The 20,702-nt window shown below is 65.5% G+C and carries 20 protein-coding genes; 9 read left to right on the forward strand and 11 right to left on the reverse strand.

Going from position 1 to position 20,702, the window contains the following annotated elements; all coding sequences use genetic code 11:
* Positions 1-167 precede the first annotated feature (167 nt).
* From AVE30378_RS19330 to AVE30378_RS19340, 3 genes are all read right to left on the reverse strand, one after another.
* Positions 168-374: a hypothetical protein gene (locus tag AVE30378_RS19330; protein WP_129242475.1), complete on the reverse strand. Its 207-nt coding sequence runs from the start codon at positions 372-374 to the stop codon at positions 168-170.
* Between the two features lie 99 nt (positions 375-473).
* Positions 474-854 carry a DCC1-like thiol-disulfide oxidoreductase family protein gene (locus AVE30378_RS19335; RefSeq protein ID WP_129242476.1) on the reverse strand — a complete coding sequence of 127 codons (381 nt, stop codon included), beginning with the start codon at positions 852-854 and terminating at the stop codon, positions 474-476.
* Between the two features lie 60 nt (positions 855-914).
* Positions 915-1,865: a GlxA family transcriptional regulator gene (locus AVE30378_RS19340; protein WP_129242477.1), complete on the reverse strand. Its 951-nt coding sequence runs from the start codon at positions 1,863-1,865 to the stop codon at positions 915-917.
* 115 nt (positions 1,866-1,980) lie between these two features.
* Here AVE30378_RS19340 and AVE30378_RS19345 point away from each other — a divergent pair, with 115 nt between their 5' ends.
* Positions 1,981-2,577, forward strand: a complete 597-nt coding sequence (locus AVE30378_RS19345) for a LysE family translocator (RefSeq protein WP_129242478.1) — start codon at positions 1,981-1,983, stop codon at positions 2,575-2,577.
* 22 nt (positions 2,578-2,599) lie between these two features.
* On the opposite strand, the gene AVE30378_RS19350 is transcribed toward AVE30378_RS19345, so the two are convergent.
* The gene (locus AVE30378_RS19350) at positions 2,600-3,241 is read right to left on the reverse strand and encodes a DUF2239 family protein (protein WP_129242479.1); all 642 of its coding nucleotides are present in this window, start codon (positions 3,239-3,241) and stop codon (positions 2,600-2,602) included.
* Between the two features lie 191 nt (positions 3,242-3,432).
* Between AVE30378_RS19350 and guaB the strand changes: the two genes are divergently transcribed.
* The 3 genes from guaB to AVE30378_RS19365 all read left to right on the forward strand — a co-directional run bounded on the left by guaB (position 3,433) and on the right by AVE30378_RS19365 (position 7,638).
* Entirely contained in the window at positions 3,433-4,893 is a 1,461-nt protein-coding gene (gene guaB, locus AVE30378_RS19355; RefSeq protein ID WP_129242480.1) for an IMP dehydrogenase, read from the forward strand.
* Positions 4,894-5,010: 117 nt separating this feature from the next.
* Positions 5,011-6,603 carry a glutamine-hydrolyzing GMP synthase gene (guaA, locus tag AVE30378_RS19360; protein WP_129242481.1) on the forward strand — a complete coding sequence of 531 codons (1,593 nt, stop codon included), beginning with the start codon at positions 5,011-5,013 and terminating at the stop codon, positions 6,601-6,603.
* 279 nt (positions 6,604-6,882) lie between these two features.
* On the forward strand, positions 6,883-7,638 hold the full coding sequence (locus AVE30378_RS19365; protein ID WP_129242482.1) for a class I SAM-dependent methyltransferase: 756 nt from the start codon (positions 6,883-6,885) through the stop codon (positions 7,636-7,638).
* Positions 7,639-7,961: 323 nt separating this feature from the next.
* Here the strand turns inward: AVE30378_RS19365 and AVE30378_RS19370 are convergent, their stop codons facing one another.
* A complete protein-coding gene (locus tag AVE30378_RS19370; RefSeq protein ID WP_129242483.1) occupies positions 7,962-8,309 on the reverse strand; it encodes a glycoside hydrolase family 75 protein in 348 nt (115 codons plus the stop codon).
* Positions 8,310-8,363: 54 nt separating this feature from the next.
* Complete coding sequence (locus AVE30378_RS19375) at positions 8,364-8,882, reverse strand: hypothetical protein (protein ID WP_129242484.1); 519 nt, start codon at positions 8,880-8,882, stop codon at positions 8,364-8,366.
* Positions 8,883-9,371: 489 nt separating this feature from the next.
* Between AVE30378_RS19375 and AVE30378_RS19380 the strand changes: the two genes are divergently transcribed.
* Positions 9,372-10,355 (forward strand): Bug family tripartite tricarboxylate transporter substrate binding protein, encoded by a 984-nt coding sequence (locus AVE30378_RS19380; protein WP_129242485.1) that lies wholly within the window; start codon positions 9,372-9,374, stop codon positions 10,353-10,355.
* 155 nt (positions 10,356-10,510) lie between these two features.
* Here the strand turns inward: AVE30378_RS19380 and AVE30378_RS19385 are convergent, their stop codons facing one another.
* From AVE30378_RS19385 to AVE30378_RS19400, 4 genes are all read right to left on the reverse strand, one after another.
* Complete coding sequence (locus AVE30378_RS19385; protein WP_129242486.1) at positions 10,511-12,931, reverse strand: TonB-dependent receptor; 2,421 nt, start codon at positions 12,929-12,931, stop codon at positions 10,511-10,513.
* A gap of 103 nt (positions 12,932-13,034) precedes the next feature.
* The gene (locus tag AVE30378_RS19390; RefSeq protein WP_129242487.1) at positions 13,035-14,051 is read right to left on the reverse strand and encodes a FecR family protein; all 1,017 of its coding nucleotides are present in this window, start codon (positions 14,049-14,051) and stop codon (positions 13,035-13,037) included.
* Positions 14,052-14,056: 5 nt separating this feature from the next.
* Positions 14,057-14,695, reverse strand: coding sequence for an RNA polymerase sigma factor (locus tag AVE30378_RS19395; RefSeq protein ID WP_129242488.1), 639 nt, complete (start codon positions 14,693-14,695; stop codon positions 14,057-14,059).
* Between the two features lie 182 nt (positions 14,696-14,877).
* Positions 14,878-15,822, reverse strand: coding sequence for a LysR family transcriptional regulator (locus tag AVE30378_RS19400; protein WP_129242489.1), 945 nt, complete (start codon positions 15,820-15,822; stop codon positions 14,878-14,880).
* A gap of 160 nt (positions 15,823-15,982) precedes the next feature.
* On the opposite strand from AVE30378_RS19400, the gene AVE30378_RS19405 reads away from it, so the two are divergent.
* The 4 genes from AVE30378_RS19405 to AVE30378_RS19420 all read left to right on the forward strand — a co-directional run bounded on the left by AVE30378_RS19405 (position 15,983) and on the right by AVE30378_RS19420 (position 19,289).
* Positions 15,983-16,840, forward strand: a complete 858-nt coding sequence (locus AVE30378_RS19405; protein WP_129242490.1) for an aspartate/glutamate racemase family protein — start codon at positions 15,983-15,985, stop codon at positions 16,838-16,840.
* 30 nt (positions 16,841-16,870) lie between these two features.
* Positions 16,871-17,878 (forward strand): Bug family tripartite tricarboxylate transporter substrate binding protein, encoded by a 1,008-nt coding sequence (locus tag AVE30378_RS19410; protein ID WP_129242491.1) that lies wholly within the window; start codon positions 16,871-16,873, stop codon positions 17,876-17,878.
* Positions 17,875-18,642 (forward strand): SDR family oxidoreductase, encoded by a 768-nt coding sequence (locus tag AVE30378_RS19415; RefSeq protein WP_129242492.1) that lies wholly within the window; start codon positions 17,875-17,877, stop codon positions 18,640-18,642. The genes AVE30378_RS19410 and AVE30378_RS19415 overlap by 4 nt, the downstream gene beginning before the upstream one ends.
* Before the next feature lie 74 nt (positions 18,643-18,716).
* Positions 18,717-19,289 carry a cysteine hydrolase family protein gene (locus AVE30378_RS19420; protein WP_129242493.1) on the forward strand — a complete coding sequence of 191 codons (573 nt, stop codon included), beginning with the start codon at positions 18,717-18,719 and terminating at the stop codon, positions 19,287-19,289.
* 464 nt (positions 19,290-19,753) lie between these two features.
* On the opposite strand, the gene AVE30378_RS19430 is transcribed toward AVE30378_RS19420, so the two are convergent.
* Positions 19,754-20,662 (reverse strand): LysR family transcriptional regulator, encoded by a 909-nt coding sequence (locus AVE30378_RS19430; RefSeq protein WP_165360246.1) that lies wholly within the window; start codon positions 20,660-20,662, stop codon positions 19,754-19,756.
* Between the last annotated feature and the right edge of the window lie 40 nt (positions 20,663-20,702).

A 20,702-nucleotide genomic window follows, 5' to 3' on the forward strand; every position in this document is an offset into this window, starting at 1 on the left:
AGACCATGCAGGGCGATATATCGGGGCGCGGACCAGTGCTTTCGGCCTGGTCCGGCGTCCAACGCGAGATGGTCCGCTTTTCAGGGACTTATTGCAGTTCGATATTTTTCCAAGACGTTACGGAATCTGGCGGCGCCGCCAGCAGGGGGAAACCATGCGCCAGGCGCTTATCCGCCGCGGTGTCCGTGGTAGCGCGGCGCGGCGACGCTGTGGACGTTTTCCTTGTGCCGCGATTCGACCAGCGCCTTGCGCCGGGCCTGCTCATGCTGCTGGTCCGACTTTACCCGTTCCTTTTCGGCGCGCGGGGGCGCCGCCATGCCGGAATCGGGCGCGGCATGGGCCGGGTTGGGGTGGTGAGGGGTGTGGGACGTCATGATGCGTACCTATCCAGGTGCCGCGGCTTATGCCGCCATTCCCACGTTACGCCCGCCGCCCGCGTTTCTCAAGCAAGGCGGGCCGGGAAGGACGCCGCACTACACCTGCATTTTCTTCTTGCCCAGCAAGGTCAGCGCCAAGCTCCTGCCGGTGCGCATGAAGGGGTACAGGGCGGTCGACAGGCAGGGGTTGCGGAAGATGGCGGCGTTGACGCTGTTGAACAGGTCATTGCCGGTGCTGATCAGCGCCAGCCGGTTGATGCAGTCCGCGCCGAAAAAATCCTGCCCGTTCAGGTGCAGCAGCATGCCCTGGTTCAGGTCGTATCCCTGCGCCTTGTAGGCCACCGCCAGGTCGGGATGGTCGCGCATGTTCAGCAGGTCGACCGGGCCCACGGCCTTTTGCAATTGCAGCATCTGCACGTAGTTCGAGCAGAAGGGGCAGTCTCCGTCGTAGAGCAGGAAGTTCTTCGCGATGGCCATGATGCACCGTGTGGAATGCGCGGTGCGCGAAAGGCGCCCGCCAGTTCCGATTAAAGCGCATCAGCGCAATTGGCGCACGCCGTGTCCCAGGCGCCGCCGCAGCAGGTTGCGCAGGGTGACGCCGTCCGCGTACCCGACCTGCGCGGCGATCTGTTCCAGCGACAGGCTGCTGGTCTTCAGCAGGTGGGCCGCGCGTTCGACCCGCAGATCCTGGAAGAACGACAGCGGGCTCTTGCCCAGCACCTGCTGCGTGCGGCGCGCCAGCGTGCGCTTGCTGGCGCCCAGGTCCTGCGCGGCCGCATCCAGCGAGAACCCTTGCGCGAGGTGTTCCCGCGCCCAGCGCTCGAACGCCTGGACCAGCGGATCGGCGTGCGCCAGATGGTCGGACAGCGCGTAGGCGGATTGCGCGGGCCGCTGGTCCACGATCAGATAGCGCGCTACCAGCGAGGCGAGTTCGGGACTGGCCTGGCGCACCAGCCACAGCGCCATGTCCATGTGGCTCAGCGCCGCGCCGGCCGTCAGGAACGCCGACGAGCGGACCAGCATGCGGCTGTCCTCCAGTTCCACCGCCGGGTAGCGCTGCCGGAACAGTGGTGCCAGCCACCAGGTGGTGGTGGCCTTCTGGCCGTCCAGCAGGCCCGATTCCGCCAGCACGAAGGTGCCGATGCAGGCGGCGGCGGTGTTGCCGGCGGGCGCGCGTTCCCGCAGCATCCTGCCGCTGTCGCGCACGTCGGGACGCGATAGCGCCGGCAGCAGCGTCTCGGGCATCTTGTAGCCGATGGCGGGAATTACGATCCAGTCCGGGTCGGCCGGATCGGGATCGCCCGAGACCGGCACGCCGAACCCCTGGGACGTGCGCACCTTGCGGCGCATGCCCACGATGCGTGTCTCGAACGGCGGGATGCGGGCCGGCAGCATGGGCGCCAGCTCGTTGGCCGTGGCGAACACGTCCAGGATGGCGGACAGGCCGGTGTCGAACACGCCGTCCAGGGCGAGGATCTGCATTTTCATGGCAAGAACGCTATCGAAGATGTCAATAGCGCCAATATTAATAACGCCGGCGCCGGCCCACAATGCGGCTGTCTTTCATCGGGAACAGGGCGCGCCACGCGCCGGGAGCCGCATCTTGTCCATCGAAAACCTGCTTGCCCTGGCCACGTTCGCCTTGGTGACTTCCATCTCGCCCGGCCCCAGCAACGTCATGCTGATGACCTCCGGCGCCAACTTCGGCTTTGCCAGGACGCTGCCCCAGGTGCTGGGCATCACGGTCGGTTTCACATCGCTGCTGCTGGGCGTGGGGCTGGGACTGGGCGCGCTGTTCGAAGCTTGGCCGGCCCTGTCCATGGGGCTGAAGATCGTCGGCGCGGCCTATCTGCTGTACCTCGCGTGGCGCATCGCGCTGTCGCGCTCGATCGCCTCGGACCCGGCCGCATCGGCCCGGCCCCTCAGTTTCATGGAGTCGGCCTTGTTCCAATGGGTCAACCCCAAGGCCTGGATCGTGGCGCTGGCGGCCGTGGCGGTCTATATGGATGCCGCCGCGCCCTGGGTGTCGCTGGCCTGGATGTGCGCCGTATTCGCGCTGGTGAACCTGCCGGCCGTGTCCGTGTGGGCGGGCTTCGGCGTGGGGCTGCGAGGGTTTCTTGCGCGGCCCGGACGTTTGAAGGGCTTCAATATCGGCATGGGCGCGCTGCTGGCGCTGACGCTGTGGCCCATGCTGCGCTGAGCCCGGTGTCGCGCCAGCGCCCTCAGTTTGCGGCCTCGTCGGGGGGCGAGGCCCACGCCAGGCCCGTGGCGTAGCCGCGCACGTCCTGCGGCCAGTCCGCGACGTGCCGGGTGAAACGCTCCCGGTCTTCCGCATAGAGCGCCCGAGTCGCTTCCTCGAAGCCGGGCAGGTTGCCCGCCATGCTGGACATGAAGCGGTAGGCGGCTTCCTGGCGGTCGCGCCGCCGGTCCCGCGCCTCGTTGTCGCGGCGCGCCTGTTCCACCAGCTTGCGCAGCGCCACCGACGCGCCGCCGGGCTGCGCGCCCAGCCAGTCCCAGTGGCGGGGTAGAAGCGTCACTTCACGCGCCACCACGCCCAGCCTGGGCCGGCCCCGGCCGCGCGGCTGTGCTTCGTCGGCGGCGTCGGCGCCGGTTGCAGGCTCGGGCGGCGCGGCCTCGGCGCGCGGGCGATGGCGTTCGGCGATGCTGGCGTCGTCGCCGCTCAGGTCCAGGTCCACCTGCTTGCCCGACAGGTCGTCGAACACCAGGATGGCGGCGTCGTCGCCGGCGGCCATCGCCCGCTTGACGGCCAGCGCCACGTCGGCCAGCGCGCCGGCGGCAAGCACGCGGTGGCCCGCGAAGGCGGTATGCGGATCGGCGGGGCGGGGCATGGGGATGTCGGTCATGTTTTTATCCGGGGGAAATTGATGGGCGAATTATGATCCGGGTAAAAATTGAAGTCAATATGTCCGGGTAAAAATAAACAGACGCTGTTCCAGGCGCCCAGCGCCGCAGAAATATCCCCGCGTACCTAGGGTCAACACCTAGGCAAAACACACAGGCGGCGTATAATCTTGCTTTGCGCCCGGAGTTACCCATGCGTCTCGTACAAAAAGCGCTCACCTTCGACGATGTGTTGCTGGTGCCTGCGTATTCCGAGGTCCTGCCTCGCGACACTTCCCTGGCTACGCGCCTTACTCGCAATATCAATCTGAACATCCCGCTCGTGTCCGCCGCCATGGACACCGTCACAGAATCGCGCCTGGCCATCGCCATGGCGCAAGAGGGCGGCATCGGGATCATCCACAAGAATCTGTCCGCCGACGCCCAGGCCCGTGAAGTGGCCCGCGTCAAGCGTCACGAATTCGGCATCGTGATCGATCCGGTCACCGTTACCCCCCAGATGAAAGTGCGCGACGCCATTGCGTTGCAGCGCCAGCATGGCATCTCGGGCCTGCCGGTGGTGGAAGGGCGCAAGCTGGTCGGCATCGTGACCAACCGCGACCTGCGCTTCGAAGAAAACCTGGACCAGCCCCTGCGCAACATCATGACGCCGCAGGAACGCCTGGTCACCATGAAGGAAGGCGCCACGCTGGACGAGGCGCAGGCCCTGATGCACAAGCACCGCCTGGAGCGCGTGCTGATCGTGAACGACGGCTTCGAACTGCGCGGCCTGGCCACGGTCAAGGACATCGTCAAGAACACCGAGCACCCCATGGCCAGCAAGGACGGCCAGGGCCAACTGCGCGTGGGCGCCGCGGTGGGCGTGGGCGCCGGCACCGAAGAACGCGTCGAGAAGCTGGTTGCCGCGGGCGTTGACGTGCTGATCGTCGACACCGCCCACGGCCACTCCAAGGGCGTGCTGGAAGGCGTGCGCTGGGTCAAGCAGAACTATCCCAAGGTCGAAGTCATCGGCGGCAACATCGCCACCGCCGCCGCCGCGCGCGCGCTGGTCGAGTACGGCGCCGACGGCGTGAAGGTCGGCATCGGCCCCGGCTCCATCTGCACCACCCGCATCGTGGCCGGCGTGGGCGTGCCGCAGATCCATGCCATCTCCGAAGTCGCCAAGGCGCTGGAAGGCACGGGCGTGCCGCTGATCGCCGACGGCGGCATCCGCTATTCGGGCGACGTCGCCAAGGCGCTGGCCGCCGGCGCGTTCGCCTGCATGATGGGCGGCATGTTCGCCGGCACCGAAGAAGCGCCGGGCGAAGTCGTGCTGTTCCAGGGGCGTTCGTACAAGTCGTACCGCGGCATGGGCAGCCTGGGCGCCATGACCGACGGCTCGGCCGACCGCTACTTCCAGGACCCGTCCAACAATGCCGACAAACTGGTCCCCGAAGGCATCGAAGGCCGCGTCCCCTACAAGGGCAGCGTGCTGGCCATCATTTACCAACTGGTCGGCGGCATCCGCGCCTCCATGGGCTACTGTGGCGCCGCCACCATCGACGACATGCGCACCAAGGCCGAATTCGTGGAAATCACCTCCGCGGGCGTGCGCGAATCCCACGTGCACGACGTACAGATCACCAAGGAAGCGCCCAACTACCGCGCCGACTGATCCGTACAGTCAACTACAATGTCATGCATCACGCACCGGCAGAACCGCAAATGAACCAGCGGTTCTGCCGGTGCGGTTTTATTTACTGCGATTTCATTCATTACCGGTAGAGTCTCCATGCACCAGCGCATCCTCATTCTCGACTACGGTTCGCAAGTCACCCAACTGATCGCCCGCCGCGTCCGCGAAGCCGGCGTGTATTCCGAAGTGCACCCGGGCGACGTCGACGACGCCTTCGTGCGCGAACAGATGGCGCAAGGCCTGAAGGGCATCATCCTGTCGGGCAGCCACGCTTCCGCCTACGAAGAAGGTTCCATGCGCGTGCCGCACGCCGTGTTCGAACTGGGCGTGCCCGTGCTGGGCATCTGCTACGGCATGCAGTCCATGGCGCAGCAATTGGGCGGCGTGGTCAGTTTCTCCGACCACCGCGAATTCGGCTACGCCGAAGTCCGCGCCCACGGCCACACCAAGCTGCTGGAAGGCCTGGAAGACTTCGCCACGCCGGAAGGCCACGGCATGCTCAAGGTCTGGATGAGCCACGGCGACAAGGTCACCGAGTTGCCCCCGGGCTTCAAGCTCATGGCGTCCACGCCGTCCTGCCCGATCGCCGGCATGGCCGACGAAGACCGCAATTTCTACGCCGTGCAGTTCCACCCCGAAGTCACGCACACCGTCCAGGGCAAGGCCATGCTGGCCCGCTTCGTGAACGAGATCTGCGGCTGCGAAGGCGACTGGAACATGCCCGACTACGTCGCCGAAGCCGTCGCCCGCATCCGCGAACAGGTCGGCGACGACGAAGTCATCCTGGGCCTGTCCGGCGGCGTGGACTCGTCGGTTGCCGCCGCGCTGATCCACAAGGCCATCGGCGACCAGCTCACCTGCGTCTTTGTCGACCACGGCCTGCTGCGCCTGGACGAAGGCAAGCAGGTCATGCAGACTTTCGCCGAAAACATGGGCGTGAAGATCATCCACGTCGACGCCACCGCCCAGTTCATGGGCAAGCTGTCCGGTGTGGCCGATCCCGAAGCCAAGCGCAAGATCATCGGCCGCGAATTCGTCGAAGTGTTCCAGGAACAGGCCGGCAAGCAGAAGAGCGCCAAGTGGCTGGCCCAGGGCACCATCTACCCCGACGTCATCGAATCGGCCGGCGCCAAGACCGGCAAGGCCACCTCCATCAAGTCGCACCACAACGTGGGCGGCCTGCCCGACACGCTGAACCTGCAACTGCTGGAGCCCCTGCGCGAACTGTTCAAGGACGAAGTCCGCGAACTCGGCGTGGCCCTGGGCCTGCCGCCGCAGATGGTCTACCGCCACCCGTTCCCCGGCCCCGGCCTGGGTGTGCGCATCCTGGGCGAAGTCAAGCACGAATACGCCGAACTGCTGCGCCGCGCGGATGCGATCTTCATTGAAGAGCTGCGTAATACCAAGGATGAGGCCAGCGGCTTGACCTGGTACGAACTGACCTCGCAGGCGTTTGCTGTGTTCCTGCCGGTGAAGTCGGTGGGAGTGATGGGGGATGGGCGGACCTATGAATACGTCGTGGCGCTGCGTGCGGTGCAGACGTTTGATTTCATGACGGCCGACTGGGCGCCGCTGCCGCATCCGCTGCTGGCTCGGGTTTCTTCGCGGATTATCAATGAGGTGCGGGGGATCAACCGGGTGGTGTACGACGTTTCGAGCAAGCCGCCTGCGACGATTGAGTGGGAGTGATTCCCCTGGTTGTCACGCGGTGAATGGAAAAGGCGCTTCGGCGCCTTTTTCTATTGAGTCAAGATCGCTTGTTTCCGGGAAAGTCCAGGGAAACTTTGGTCGCGCCGAGCATCCTGCTGTAGATGGATATGTTGCGCGACAATATTGCGGCGCTATGCCAGATAATTACGCGAACTATGTTCGTGCTTCTGCCTGTTTGAAATAAGTTCGCAACTAGGTCGATGATCGTTGAAATGAATCGGATCGGCAGCCTATTCATCGTTATTGATTAGGAGTGAAATGGAAAATCGGTACGGAAAGCTTGCATCCTGGGTCTACAACCTGGATAAGCCAGTCGGTCGGTCATTCGGGGATTTGGAGTACTACCGGCAGCGTCTCAGTCAGTGTGAAGGTCCAATTTTGGAGCCTGCAGTGGGCAACGGCCGAATTTTTGTGCCGCTGCTCGAAGCCGGCTTTCCAATCGAAGGTTTCGATGCATCAGAAGAGATGCTTGATTATTGCCGGGACGAGTGTCGAAGTCGGAACATTTCTGCGAGCCTGACACGGCAGACATTTGAAGCGTTCTCATACGACAAGAGCTTTGCCGCCATAATCATTCCGGCAGGATCACTGCAATTGATTACGGATGCAACGCTAGCAGCGGCAGTGTTGAAACGGTTTTATCAATACTTGGTTCCCAATGGGAGGCTGATCGTAGACCTCGACTCGATTGAGGGTTTTTTTGGCCCCTCCGGTTCTATTCGTAGTTGGGTGACGGAGAAGGGTGATCTGTTGACGCTGACGGATCATCGGGTTGAAACCGATTACATAGCTCAGACGACACTTTCCCATCTCCGCTATGAGCATTGGCGGGATGGGAACTTGGTGGCGACGGAGCTTGACCTATTCAAGCTGCGTTGGTGGGGTGTCGAGGAGTTCACCCTCGCTTTGCGCGCTGCTGGTTTCATTGATGTGGTTGTGTCAGGCAGCTACCAGCACGGACGCTCCCCGCAAAAGGGCGACCAAATCATCAGCTTTGAAGCGCGGCGCCCTTAAGAGCATAACAATGTGATCTTTTCCTCCATGAAGGCGGCGGAGTCTTGGATTAACCCGTATTTCCCGGACAGTTTGGTTAAGGCACCTGAACAGGGGTTCGATAGCCTGGACCCTGGTGGGCGCGCTGGCGGTTGTAGAAGACTTCCATGGACAACGCCAGCATGGCGGACGTGGCGGAGGGGGGGGGAAAGGTAGTCTAGCTCTTGACGTGATGGCAGTATCGGCTGCCCGTCATAGAACTTGCGATTCTGCCGAGCCTCTAACGTCGCTACGAGGAATTTGGCGGAATCGCTTTGCCCCTGCCGTTCAATGGCGCTCGCATTCTAGTTCCGCGGCACCTGCTGCACGCAGAGCGCCAGGCGCGCCTCGCCACCCCATGCCTGGAAGGCGTCCTTCGCGTTCTGGACGGTAGCGGCCTCCTTGGTGCTGTCATACGGGGCCGGCGCGTCTTTGAAGTAGATCCAGAGCACGCGTTTGGCGTCGACCTGGCCTTCGTACCGTTCGCCGCGCTGGATGGGGTCCTTGATGGCCAGGCCTGCCGCGAGTCTCGCCAGCGCGACGCTGCCTTCGCCTATTGCCGGCCCGGCGTCGCCAACCACAAACGGCACCGCAATACGCGTCTCTTTGTTGTAGGCAACGCCGAAGCTTCCCATTTTCACGCCCTGGGCCATGACTGAATCCGGAACGACGGCGGCGGGCACGCGCAGCGGATTGAGGTATCTTGATTAGTCCGCTGCGTCGGCGATGGCGTTATCCGCTAGCGCGGTGGGCGATACGTAGAAACCGGAGCCGTCTTTCTGGAGGACGGGGACGACCGACTTGATATTCCCGCCGTTGAGCTGGACTTGGTCCCGCCCCAAAACGCCAAACCACCTGATGATGCCGACGGAGGTGTCCTTCCAACCGGCCGCGCCGATGCGAGCGTAGTCGTCCATGAAGCGCCCCGTGCAAGTCGGATTGTCTTTTGAAGCGTTGTACGACGTGCCATCGGGTGCATAGGGCCGTCCGGCGTTGCACAAGTGAAGCAGGGCGCCAGCGCTTGCGTTTTTGGGGTGGTAGGCCCGCGCGTAGCCGTCGATGTTGATATTCATGTTGGAGTAGGCGGCGATACCTCCATCCGCCAGCTTCCATGCCCGCGCCACTCCTCCGACATTCCTGAGTTTAGCCCCAGCGCAATCCTTCGCATGCGCTGCCGAAAGACCCAGCAGGTTGGCGAAGCCCAGTGTGGCGGCGAAAGTCAGCATCCGGGCAGCCCGAGAACCAACATCCCTTCCCATTTTCCACCTCCGGTTTGGCGACGAAGTCTTAGAAGAAGAGTCTGCTACACGCTTTGGATGCACGCCGGGAGGCGTTTCGGAATAATCGCGATCGCCCCAGGTTGCGCGGATACTCAGTGTCGAGGATATCTGGAGACCAAGCAAGCATATCGCTATGGCGAAAATCGGGAACGCTACGGAAGGTGGTTTCTCGGGGCCGTTGTCGCTCAGTTGACAAGTGCGGGGACCATATTTCAATGACCGTGCCCGACGGCTGCTTTCTATCTCAATAAGCCGGGTCCATCGCCTCCGACACACTAGGGTTATCCGGGATTCTTTATGCTTAAAGTTTTGTGAAGAATGAGCGGCATAGGCAGGGCTGCCGCCGCGATGAGGCATCAAGGCGCATACACCGTGGTGCGGCACCTGACGCACCGTACGCAGTATCGCGCGGTGGCGCCCTATAAGGAGATTCGCATGCCGCTGCGTAGACATTGCCTGGCCATGATGATGCTGGCGCTGACTGGCTGGGCGACGGGCAGCCATGCGCAAACCTCACCCCAGGCCTGGCCGGCCAAGCCGGTGCGCCTGGTCGTGGGGCTGGCCCCCGGCGGGCTGGTCGACGTGCTGGCGCGCACGGTGCAGCCGCATTTGGCCGAGGCCTTGAAGCAGACGGTTATCGTGGAAAACCGGGGCGGTGCGGGCGGCAACGTGGCGGGCGCCGAGGTTGTGCGCAACGGCGGAGACAACCATACCTTCCTGCTCAATCCTTCGACGACCGTATCGGTCAACCCGGTGATGTTCACCAGCATGCCGTTCGATCCGCAGCGGGACCTGCGGCCGGTCGCCTTGCTGGCCAACAGCCAGTTGTTCTTGTTCGTCCGGTCTTCGCTGGGCGTCGATACGCTGGAAGCGTTTGTCGAATACGCGCGCAAACGGCCCGATCCGCTCAACTACGGTTCGGCCGGCAATGGCACGACGCCGCATCTGGCCGGCGAGCTGCTCAAGCAGGCGACCGGCATGCAGGCCACCCACGCGCCATATCGCGGCGTGGCGCCGGCGATACAAGACCTGGCCGCGGGCCAGATCGACTTCGCGTTTGGACCGGCCACGGTCTTTCCCATGGTGCAGGCGGGCAAGCTGAAGGTGCTGGCGGTGGCGAGCCGGCAGCGGGCGGCCGTGGCGCCCGACATACGCACCTTTTCCGAGGTTGGCATCGACGGCGTTTTCGCGGACAGCCTGTTTGGTGTGTATGCCGCCGCCGGCACGCGCGATGATGTGGTCGAACGCATGAATGGCGAAATCAACAAGGTGCTTGCACGGCCGGAGATCCAGACGCGCTTCCTGGATGCCGGCGCCGAGGCGCTACCGCTGCGCGCGGCCGACTATGCCGCGCGCGTGCAGGACGAGAAGAAATTGTTCGCCCCGTTGATGAAGTCGTTGGGGCTGAAGGAACAGTAGTTGGGCGTCCAGGTGGTCAGTATGAACTGTTCCTGGACGCCCAGAGTCGATGAGGCGCTGATCCTAGGTCGTCAGGACCTGGGACGCACCCCGATGCGCGAGGTCACCGGCCTGCCGTGCATGCAGCGGCCTTGAGGGCCCATGATCCAGATGCCTCAGAAGTCCACCGACGCCGACAGCATCACCGACCGCGGCGAACCCAGGCGCAGGTACCCTTCGGATGCCGACGACCAGTAGTCCTTGCCGAAGACGTTGTTGACCGTCGCGCGCAGCGTGACGGGATGGTCGAAGGCGCGGGTGGCGTAGCGCATGCCCACGTCCCAGCGCGTCCAGCCCGGTATGCGGCGGGTGTTTTCCAGATTCTGGTATTGCCAACTGGTCGACAGCGCGCGGGCGGTCAGCGTCAGTCCCGGTGCGAACGACGGGTCCCATTCCATGCCGATATTGGCCATCCAGCGCGGCACTCCGACGGCGCTGTTGCCTTCGGTGTCGGGGGAGGCGGTGCGGGTCATCGTCGGCTGGATATACGTGACGCCGCCCAGCAGGCGCACTCCCCGGGCAAGCTCGCCGAAGGCATTCAGTTCAACGCCGCGGTTGCGTTGTTCGCCGCCCATGTCATAGCGCGTCACGCCGCCGCTGACCGTGGCCAGTCCGGAAGGTTGCTTGATCTGGAACAGGCCGAGGGTGGTCGTGACCGAACCGAAATCGACCTTCACGCCGGCCTCGATCTGCTTGGTCTTGATGGGCGCGAAGATCTCGCCCGCATTGGCGGTGCCGGCCGGAGCGATGGGGCCGGCCGTCAGGCCTTCGATGTAGTTTGCGTACAGGGAAACGTCGCTCCACGGCTTGACCACCAGGCCGAACGCCGGGGTCACGGCCGACTTGTCGTAGTTGGAGGTCTCCTGGCCCGTGGTGTAGCTGTAGTTCGTCGACTTCACTGTCTGATAGCGCACGCCCGCGGTGAGCTGGACGCGGTCATCGGCGAAGGACAGGGTGTCGGCCAGCGCGATTGTCGGAAGCTTCAGGAGCGAGGTGCGCGGCGGCGAACTCGACAGCCCGTCGGTGGACGGCTTGGGGATGTCGGCGGGGTCGTACAGATTGGACGGCGACAGGCCGTAGATGTAGTAGTCGTAATAGCCGGCGCGCTGTTCGAAGGTCGAATAGCTCAGGCTCACTTCGTGTTTGACGGAGCCCGTGTTGAAGTTGCCGCGCGCGCCCCATACGCTGGAGACGTTCTGCTCCCAACTGGGCCAATAGTACGGACGCATCAGCAGTTCGCCGTTCTCGCCGACCACGATGGGGTCCGCGTACAGGTAGCGGTTGTTGCTGCGCCGGTAGCCCACGCCGCCGAATACGGTCAGTTGGGGGGTGATGTCGTACTCGGCGCGCAGTACGCCGTAGTTGTCGCGCGACTTGGAATAGCCCCAGTCGGGCGAATAGCCCTTGGAGGCATCGGGCGCGCGCGGCACCGGCAGGTGGTCGCCGAAGATCAGCACGCCCGAATCGCCCGGCGCGTCGATGTTGTTGGTCTGGTGTCCGGCGTCCAGCGAGACGCGCAGCTTGTCGCCGCGGTAGTCCAACCCGACGACGGCCGTTCCCATCTGATTGGATTGGTTCTGGACGGCCGTGTCGCCGTCGCGGTACGAGCCGTTGAAGCGGATGCCGAATTCGTTGTTCTCGCCGAACCGCCGGCCGATGTCGACCATGCCGCCGAAGCGGGAATCGGATTGATAGGTCGCGGTCAGGCGGGTCAGGGGCTCGTCGCCGGCGCGCTTGGGCACGACGTTGATGCCGCCGCCGACGCTGCCCCGGGGGCTCATGCCGTTCAAGAGGGCGGTGGGGCCCTTGAGCACCTCGACCCGCTCCACGCCATCCATCGCGATCGTGCGCAGCGGCAGCATGCCGTACAGCCCGTTGAAGGACACGTCCTGGTTGCGCACCGGGAAGCCGCGGATCTGGAATTCGTCGCCCGTGCCGGCAACGGAACCCTGGCCCTCGTTGACCGTTCGCACCGACGCGTCGTTGGCCAACACGTCGGCGATGGAGTTGGCCTGTTGGTTCTGGATCAGTTCCGAGGTGTAGCTGGCCATATTGAACGGCGTGTCCATCACGTCGCGTTCGCCCAGCAGGCCTACCCGGCCGCCGCGAGCGACCTGGCCGCCCGCGTAGGGTTCGGACAATTGCGGCCGGCCCGTCACCAGCACCGGCGCCAGCGTGGTCACGGCGGGGCTCTGGTCCGGCGCGGTCACTGCGAAGCCCCCGCCTGGCGCGGCGGCGCTGGACAGCCCGGACCCCGCCAGCAGGCGCGTCAAGGCTTCCTGCACCGTCATGCGGCCGGAGACCGCCGGCGCGCTGTGCGCCGCGACGCGCGCACCGCCCGCCATGATGGGGGTATTGGTCTGGCGCGACAGCGCCGTCAGCGCCGTGTTCAGGGGCTGCGCGGGCAGGTCGATGCTGTAGAGCCGTTCGGACTGGGCCTGGGCCTGGGCGCTCGTGGGCGTGGCGGCCAGCGGCAGGCCGAGCGCGCCCGCCAGCGCCAGGACCAGCGCGGACCGGCGAATACCGGATTGGTGCATTTCAACTCCGTCTATCGGGAAAATCGTCGCCCCCAATGGGCGGCCTATCGAGACAGAAGACGGATGAGGCGCCGAAATGGATACACCTCCGGCGAAAAAAATTTCAGCGCAGGCGCAAGACGACGTCGCCGTCGGCGCGCGTCTCCGCGCGCAGCGGCAGGATGGCTTCGAGCACACTCGAGGCGCTGTCGGCGTCGGCGCTGCGGAAACGGCCCGTCAGGCGCAGGGCGTTGACGGCCGGCCCGGCCGCGGTCAGGGGCCGGGTGCGGAAGGCATTGATCGCCGGCAGCGCTTCGTCCAGGCGCTGGTTGTCGAACCACAGCCAACCATTGCGCCACGCCGCCACGCTTTCCGGGTCGATGCGCCGGACAGGTTCGACCTCGCCGTCGCGCCAGGTAACGGCGGTGTTGGCCCGCAAATCCAGGGAAGGTCCGCCGCGCGCCAGCGTGTACCAGCGGGCGTCGCGCGGCGCGGGATGGAAGCGGACGTGGCCTTCCTCGACGGCCAGCGACACGGCGCCGCCCCGGTCGCTGACGGTGAACACCGTGCCCACGACCTCGACCTCGCCGCCCCGGGTCCGGACCCGGAACGGGCGGCCGGCGTCGGGCGCCACGGTAAACAGCGCTTCGCCGTGGCTCAGTTCCACCACGCGTTCGTGCCGGTACAGGCTGACGGCAAGCCGGGTCTGGGCGCTGAGGTCGATCCGCGTCCCCAGGCCGCCGCCGTCGGCGCGGTCGGGCACCTGGGCCTGCGAGAGTTGGCCGGAGCCGGTTTCATAGGACGCCCGGTACAGGGGCTGGCGCCAGTACCAGCCCGTGCCGAGCAATGCGGTACAGGCGCCCGCCACGCCCCAGCCCAGCAGTGTCCGGCGGGACATTCCGCGGCTGGCGGCCAGCGGGATGTCCTGGGGAAAATGCTCGCGCATTTCCGGCGCGACCACGGCCAACAGCTTCCAGCGCCGGAGGGCCTCGAGGTAGGCCGTTTCGTGCTGGGGCGTACGGGCGCGCCACGCCGCCAACCGCGAGGCGGCGTGGCGGGCGGCGCGTTCAGTCGCGATTTCCGATGTGGCGATCAGGCCGAGCGCCTGGTCGATGAGTCCCTCGTCGGGTACTTGCTGCATGATGGTCAGTTGCCGTCGTCCGTGGCCGGATCGTACTTGGTTTGCGGGCGGTCGCTGGCGCCGTCGGAGCCGGTATCCAGGTGCAGGTTGCGCAGGGCGCGGGAGCAATCCAGCGTGCCGCGCACCAGGTGCTTGGCGACCGCCGCTTCCGTGATGCCCAACTGTTGCGCGATTTCTGCGCGGCTATGGCCGTAGGCCCGGTACAGCAGGAATACTTGCATCCGCCGCGGGGGCAGGGACGCCAGCACCGCGGCCACCCGTTCGGCCATCTGCCGATACGACACGATCTGCTCGGCCGAGGGCGCGGTCCGGTCCGCTTCGAGCGGGGCGTGTTCGGCCAGCCAGGTCCGGGCGACCTTGCGGCGGCGCGCCTCGTCGATGCAAAGGTTGTGGGCAATGCGAAAGAGTAGCCCGCGCGACGACTCCACGCCGGGGCCGTTCTTGCCGGCGTCATCCAGGCCGCTGGCGTAGGCGCGCTCGAAACTGGTCTGGGCAATGTCGGCGGCGTCGTCCGGATTGCGCAACTGGTAGCTCAGGTGCCGGTACAAGTCCCGGTAGTGGCTGAGCAGGTCGTCGACGAATTCGCGCACTGCCGAGGCAGTGGCCGTCCGTTTGGCGGGATGGATCGGGGAGGGCGCTGACATGGGGGCAAGAAAAACGCCGCCCCGGCCAGCGGAGCGTAATTAGGGGTCATATTCAAGAATGATTCCCATTATTATTTTTTTGCCGCGGGCCATGCAAGCAATCGTTTACCCTCGGGCCCCGATCGGGGCGGAATGCGGCGTGCGCGCCACATCCGTGCAAAAGGTCGTCCGAGTTCGCCGGTTTAGCCAGCCGGTGCCAGCCCCAGCACCGTCTCCCAAGGCGGTTCGGTCGGAATGACCTGGGCCATCATGTCGGCGAACACGCGTACGCGCGGCGACAGATGGCGGTTCTGCAGGTAGACCAGGTGGATGACCGGTCCGGGCGCCACGCAGTCGGCCAGCACCAGTTGCAGGCGGCCGTCCAGAACGGCCGGCGCGGCCACGAAGCTAGCCACGCGGGCAATGCCCGCGCCGTCGATCACCGCGTCCAGCAGGGCCTCGGCATTGTTCACATTCAGCGTGCCAGCCGGCGTGTATACGCAGCGCCGGCCTTCGTGCATGAACTCCCATTCGTGATAGCGGCCGGTCTGCGGCACTACGTAGGCCAGGCAGTTGTGGTCGTCCAGGTCGGCGGGCGTACGCGGCGCGCCGCGCGCGGCCAGGTAGGCCGGGCTGGCGCAGGTAACGAAGGTGCTGCGCGCCAGCGGCCGGGCGATCAGGCGAGAGTCGGCAGGCGCGCCCACGCGCAGCGCGGCGTCGATGCCTTCCTCGGCAAGGTCGGGCGTGCGGTCGCTCAGGTCGACGTCGATGGTCAGGTCCGGATAGCGCTGCGTCAGCGCCGACAGCGAGGGCATGACGATATGCCGGCCCAGCCCGATGGGCGAATGCACGCGCAGCTTGCCGCGCGGCGACACGCTGGCGCGCGTCACCGCGGCCTCGGCCGATTCCAGGTCGGAAAGAATGTCGCGGCAGCGGCGGTAGAACATCTCGCCGTCGTCGGTCAGCGAAATGCTGCGCGTGGTGCGATTGAACAGCTTGACGCCCAGCCGATTCTCCAGCCGCGCCACGCTCTTACTGACCGCTGCGGTGGAAATACCCAGCCGGCGCGCCGCCGCTGTGAAGCCGCGCGCCTCGGCCACCCGCACGAAGGTGGAGATGTGATGCAGGTGCTCGGAAGATGACTGCATGGCATCAATACGGAAATGAATTCCCTATTTTAGCAATCATTGTTAACTTTAGGTTCATAGTGTTTTTTTCGTCGCCTGCTTTATCCCTGGCGCCCCCCTGCCTACACTCCCGGCATTCGAAACCGGCGCTGCGCGCCACAAAATGACAAAGGAGACGGCAGTGAGCCACCATGACATCGCCGCGCGCCCCGCATCCCGCGAAGGCGCGATGAAGATCTGGTACCAAAGCTTGACACGGCCCGACGCTTGGCCAGCCTACAACGCGGCGCTGCACGACGTGCTGGAGGGGGCCAAGGATCCCGACACCGTGATCGAAGTGCACGGCATCGAGGCGCGCGGCGGCATCGGCGATCAATACCGCTACCTGGAATTCATTGAGGCCCAGGAGGTGCTATCCAATGTGGAGCGCGCCACACGCGAGGGCTTCGACGCCTTCCTGATCGGCAACATCGGCGACCCGGGCCTGCGCGAGGCACGCGAGATCGCCGCCATGCCGGTGCTGGGCCTGTGCGAAACCTCGTCGCACGTCGCGTGCATGATGGGCGGAAATTTTGCGCTGGTGACGGGCAATGCCAAGCACGCGCCGCGCATCGTCGAGAACGTCAATAAATACGGCCTGGCAAGCCGCCTGGCCGGCGTACGTATGTTGACGGTGAACCGTCTGGTGGACCTGGATTTGGGCTTTTCGGACGAACAGGTCGGGCGCGCGCTGGTCGACCAATTCCTGGCCGCCGCGCGGGCCCATGCCGGGGATGGCGCCGAGGTCATCATTCCCGCCGTCGGTGTGCTGATGACGCTGCTGGCTCGCCACGGCGTGCACGAGGCCGCGCCCGGCATCCCCATCCTGAATGGGGTGACCACGCTGCTGAAGATGGGCGAGGCCGCCGTGCGCATGCGGCGCTCCATGGGCGGCGTGTGGACCTCGCGCCGCGCCATGTACGCCATGCCGCCGGCCGCGCAGTTGGATGAACTACGCGCGCACTACGGGCCTGTGTACCCGGCCGCGCCGCAGCCCTAGAGGCTCGCCACGAATTCACAAGGAGACAATATGGCAACGCGATTCATACAGCACTCGGGGGCTTGGCGCACCACCACGATAGGCGTCCTGGCGCTGCTGGCCGGTGGCCTGGCATGGGGGCCAGAGCCCGCCGCGGCCGCAGACTATCCCGACCATCCTCTGTCGTTAGTGGTGCCGTACGCGCCCGGCGGCGGGGTGGATACGGTCGGGCGCATCGTCGCCCAGGGGCTGGGCGGCCAATTGGGCCAGTCAGTGGTGGTTGAGAATAAGCCCGGCGCGGGCAGCAACATCGGCTCGGATTTCGTCGCCAAGGCCGCGCCCGACGGCTATACACTGCTTCTGGCCTCGCCCGCCACGGCGGTCAACGTCAGCCTGTACAAGCGCCTGCCGTTCGACCCCGCGCGCGACTTGCGCCCGATCACGCTGGTAGGCAAGGTGCCCAGCGTGATGATCATCAACAACGACCTGCCTGCCAAGACGCTGCGCGACTTCGTGGCGCTGGCCAGGAAGCAGCCGGGTATGCTGAATTTCGGTTCCGGCGGCAATGGCACCTCCGAGCACCTGGCCGGCGAAATGTTCAAGTCCATGGCCGGCATCGACATCGTGCACGTGCCGTACCGCGGCGGCGCGGCGGTAATGGGCGACCTGATCTCGGGCCGCATCTCGGCCATCATCATCAACCAGATCACCGCGTTGCCGCTGATCCAGGCGGGTAAGGTCCGCGCCTTGGCAGTGGCCGACGAGCAGCGCTCGGCTGCGCTACCCGATGTACCGACCTTCGCCGAGCAGGGCTATCCCGACTACCGCGTATCGGTGTGGTGGGGCGTGATGACGGGTTCGCGCGTGCCGGCCGAGCGCGTGGCCAAACTCGACGCGGGCATCCGCGCCTCCCTGCAGACGCCTGCGGCGCAGGAGAATTTCGCCAAGATGGGGGTGCAGGTACTGGGCTCGGGGCCTAAGGAGTTCGGTGCCTTTCTGGTCGACGAGACGTCGCGCTGGAGCAAGATCGTCAAGACGTCCGTGGAGCCCATCGAATGAGCGCCAAGCCGCGGGACGGTTTCGCCGGCCAAGTGGCGCTGGTGACCGGGGGCGCGGGGGGCATCGGTGGGGCCGTGGCCGGCGCGCTGGCCGGGCTGGGCGCGCGGGTGGTGGCAGCCGATGCGCGCCGGCCCGACACCCTCCCGCCAGCCGCGGACGTGGACTGGTTGGCGCTGGACGTGGCCAGCCGTGATTCGGTGCGGGACGTGTTCGCTGAGACTCTGCGGCGGCACGGCCGGCTGGACGTGCTGGTCAACGCCGCGGGGGTGGTGTCATTCGGCGCCGCGGCGGATCTGGACGAAGCGGAGTGGGACCGCGTGCAGTCCATCAATCTGAAAGGCAGTTTCCTGTGCTGCCAGGCCGCCATCGCCGCCATGCGGCGGGCGGGGTACGGGCGTATCGTCAACCTGGGTTCCATCGTCGGCAAGAACGGCGGCAACGCTCGGCCCTGGCTTCATCCCGACGAGCAGCGCGTGGCGGGCAACATCGCCTATGGCGTGTCCAAGGCCGGTGTCCATGCGATGACCGCGTTCCTGGCCAAGGAGCTAGCCTCGGCCGGCATCACCGTCAACGCGGTGGCGCCGGGGCCGATCGCCACGCGCATGACCACGGCCTTTCCCGAGCCGCTGCGCGCGGCCATCCCGGTTGGACGCATGGGAGCGATGGACGACGTGGTCAACGCCGTCCTGTTCCTGGCGGGCCGCGAGGCGGGTTTCATCACTGGCGAGGTGCTCGACGTCAACGGCGGGATGTGGTGCGACTGACATCGATATTGTCCGCCCGCCCGCTCTGGATGCACGGGTTCATATCATTCATTCATTGAAGGAGGTTTCAGGCAATGCGATCTATCTATCTGGTGCTGGACATGCAGAACGACTTGGTGCATGAGGAAGGCCCCAACGGCAAGAGCCCGCTGGGCGAGCAGGTGCGCGCGCGCGGCATACTGGAGCGCACCGCCGCCGCCATCGCGCGGGCGCGCAAGGCAGGCATGAAAGTCGGCTTCGTGCGGGTGGGCTTCTCCGAAGGCTATCCGGAATGTCCGGAAGGCTCGCAGGTGTTCTCCGGCGCGCCCAAGGCCGGCCTGTTCCGGCTCGGCACCCCGGGCACCGAGATCCACCCCGCGCTGGGCGTGGAGCCCGGCGACATCCAGGTGGTCAAGCACCGCGTCAGTCCGTTCTACGCTACCGGCCTGGAGGCCGCGCTGCGCGCACAGAAGATCGAGCGCATCTTCTGCTCGGGCGTATCCACCCAGGCGGTGGTCCAGGCCACCGTGCGCGACGGCCACGACCGGGATTACCAGATGGTGGTGCTGGAAGACTGCTGCGCTGCGCACAGCGCGCAGGAACACGCCAATTCGATGCAGAGCCTAGGACGGTTCTGCACGGTGGCCGGCAGCGCGGATTTCGGCTGAGGGGCCCCGAGGCGCCGCCGCGGACCCTGCGGCGGCTCTCCCGTGAGCAGCCTGTTGGCCAGGACGCGATCGGGCATGATTCCGATGCCAAGCTCAGGCGCCGTCGGGAGGATTTCGGCTTCGATGAAGCCGTAGGCGAGCGAATATTCGATTACCAGGACCGTTACGGGATGCACGGCATGCGCCTGGCGGAGCTGGTCGTCGCCGACTTCCGATACGCAATTGCTGACGGCCGGTCAAAGCGGACGTCCCCGAGCACTACCGATTCTGAGCCGTACAGGCAGAGATCCGGCGTGAGGCGGAGCTAGCTTGCAAAGGCGCGATTGACAAGGGCTTCCTGAAGGAAAATGACGCTTGTCTGGGCAAGTACGTCGCGCCAGACCAGACGGGTTCACGCTGCTATCCGCTGGCAGACTACTGAAATGGTCTCTTCGTAGGCGCGCTTTGTGTTGGAGCCAGGGGCGTCAATCGTGCCCGCTGAACCGATCTCGAACCAGTTGAACAAGTTTCTGCGAGGCCGGCGACAGCTTGTGGCCCCGCGATGTGATGATGGCAATCTGCCGCCCCATCGGGGGATTGACGATGCGTAGCTGGCGCAGTTTGTCAGGCAGATGAGAGGGCAGTGCGACACAGGGCAAGATGGCAGCGCCCAGGCCGGCGGCGGCCATTGCGATCAGCGTGTGGGCCTGGCCGAACTCGTAGCGTGTTCGCCAGGTCAGCCCGCGTTGAGTCATTGCGTCCTCCAGAGAGCCGCGCAGGGCGGTCGCATAATTCAGCATCAACAGGGGCATGCGGGCAAGCGCGTTCAGGCCTATCGTCTGCTTCCGTCCTCCGGCAAGCGCGACGGGCACCAGAGCATACAGTGGATCTTCGAGTACGACCTCGAAATCGAACTCGCCGGACGGCACGCAAGGACCGATGCCGAAATCCACCTCGTGCCTGCGGATGCTCTCGTACATCGCCTGGAAGGTCAGTTCCCGCACCGACACTTCCACCTTGGGGAACGCTTTGTCGAAGGCCGCGAGAATGGGGGCCAGGCGTCCGCCGGCGATGGTTGGCGAACAGCTTAGATCGACTCGGCCGCGCCGGGCATCTGCGCGTTCCGCGATGGCGCGCAGGCCCGACTCGACCTCATGCATGGCGCGCCGGCTGCGCTCCATCAGCTCCTCGCCTTCGGGCGTCAGCCGGACACTGCGAGTAGTGCGTATGAACAGCGGCACGCCCAACTGGTCTTCCAACTGGCGGATCTGGGCGCTGATTGCGGACTGCGAGCGAAACGACTGCTCGGCCGCCAGCCTGAAGCTGCTATGCCGGGCGACCAGCATGAAGGTCTGGATGAGTTTCAGGTTGACTTGAGGCAGTGGCTTTTCCATGGGTATCTCGCTGCGGATGCGTTCGGCGATTGTGCGGCCA

It is taken from the genome of Achromobacter veterisilvae (assembly GCF_900496975.1).
GTDB lineage: Bacteria > Pseudomonadota > Gammaproteobacteria > Burkholderiales > Burkholderiaceae_B > Achromobacter > Achromobacter veterisilvae.

Coding starts and splice junctions, on each gene's coding strand:
- AVE30378_RS19370 (WP_129242483.1), bottom strand. CDS start 8,309: ATGGCCCAGGGCGTGAAAATGGGAAGCTTCGGCGTTGCCTACAACAAA.
- AVE30378_RS19395 (WP_129242488.1), bottom strand. CDS start 14,695: ATGTCAGCGCCCTCCCCGATCCATCCCGCCAAACGGACGGCCACTGCC.
- guaA (WP_129242481.1), top strand. CDS start 5,011: ATGCACCAGCGCATCCTCATTCTCGACTACGGTTCGCAAGTCACCCAA.
- AVE30378_RS19415 (WP_129242492.1), top strand. CDS start 17,875: ATGAGCGCCAAGCCGCGGGACGGTTTCGCCGGCCAAGTGGCGCTGGTG.
- AVE30378_RS19340 (WP_129242477.1), bottom strand. CDS start 1,865: ATGAAAATGCAGATCCTCGCCCTGGACGGCGTGTTCGACACCGGCCTG.
- AVE30378_RS19375 (WP_129242484.1), bottom strand. CDS start 8,882: ATGCTGACTTTCGCCGCCACACTGGGCTTCGCCAACCTGCTGGGTCTT.
- AVE30378_RS19390 (WP_129242487.1), bottom strand. CDS start 14,051: ATGCAGCAAGTACCCGACGAGGGACTCATCGACCAGGCGCTCGGCCTG.
- AVE30378_RS19380 (WP_129242485.1), top strand. CDS start 9,372: ATGCCGCTGCGTAGACATTGCCTGGCCATGATGATGCTGGCGCTGACT.
- AVE30378_RS19400 (WP_129242489.1), bottom strand. CDS start 15,822: ATGCAGTCATCTTCCGAGCACCTGCATCACATCTCCACCTTCGTGCGG.
- AVE30378_RS19330 (WP_129242475.1), bottom strand. CDS start 374: ATGACGTCCCACACCCCTCACCACCCCAACCCGGCCCATGCCGCGCCC.
- AVE30378_RS19365 (WP_129242482.1), top strand. CDS start 6,883: ATGGAAAATCGGTACGGAAAGCTTGCATCCTGGGTCTACAACCTGGAT.
- AVE30378_RS19420 (WP_129242493.1), top strand. CDS start 18,717: ATGCGATCTATCTATCTGGTGCTGGACATGCAGAACGACTTGGTGCAT.
- AVE30378_RS19385 (WP_129242486.1), bottom strand. CDS start 12,931: ATGCACCAATCCGGTATTCGCCGGTCCGCGCTGGTCCTGGCGCTGGCG.
- AVE30378_RS19335 (WP_129242476.1), bottom strand. CDS start 854: ATGGCCATCGCGAAGAACTTCCTGCTCTACGACGGAGACTGCCCCTTC.
- AVE30378_RS19430 (WP_165360246.1), bottom strand. CDS start 20,662: ATGGAAAAGCCACTGCCTCAAGTCAACCTGAAACTCATCCAGACCTTC.
- guaB (WP_129242480.1), top strand. CDS start 3,433: ATGCGTCTCGTACAAAAAGCGCTCACCTTCGACGATGTGTTGCTGGTG.
- AVE30378_RS19410 (WP_129242491.1), top strand. CDS start 16,871: ATGGCAACGCGATTCATACAGCACTCGGGGGCTTGGCGCACCACCACG.
- AVE30378_RS19350 (WP_129242479.1), bottom strand. CDS start 3,241: ATGACCGACATCCCCATGCCCCGCCCCGCCGATCCGCATACCGCCTTC.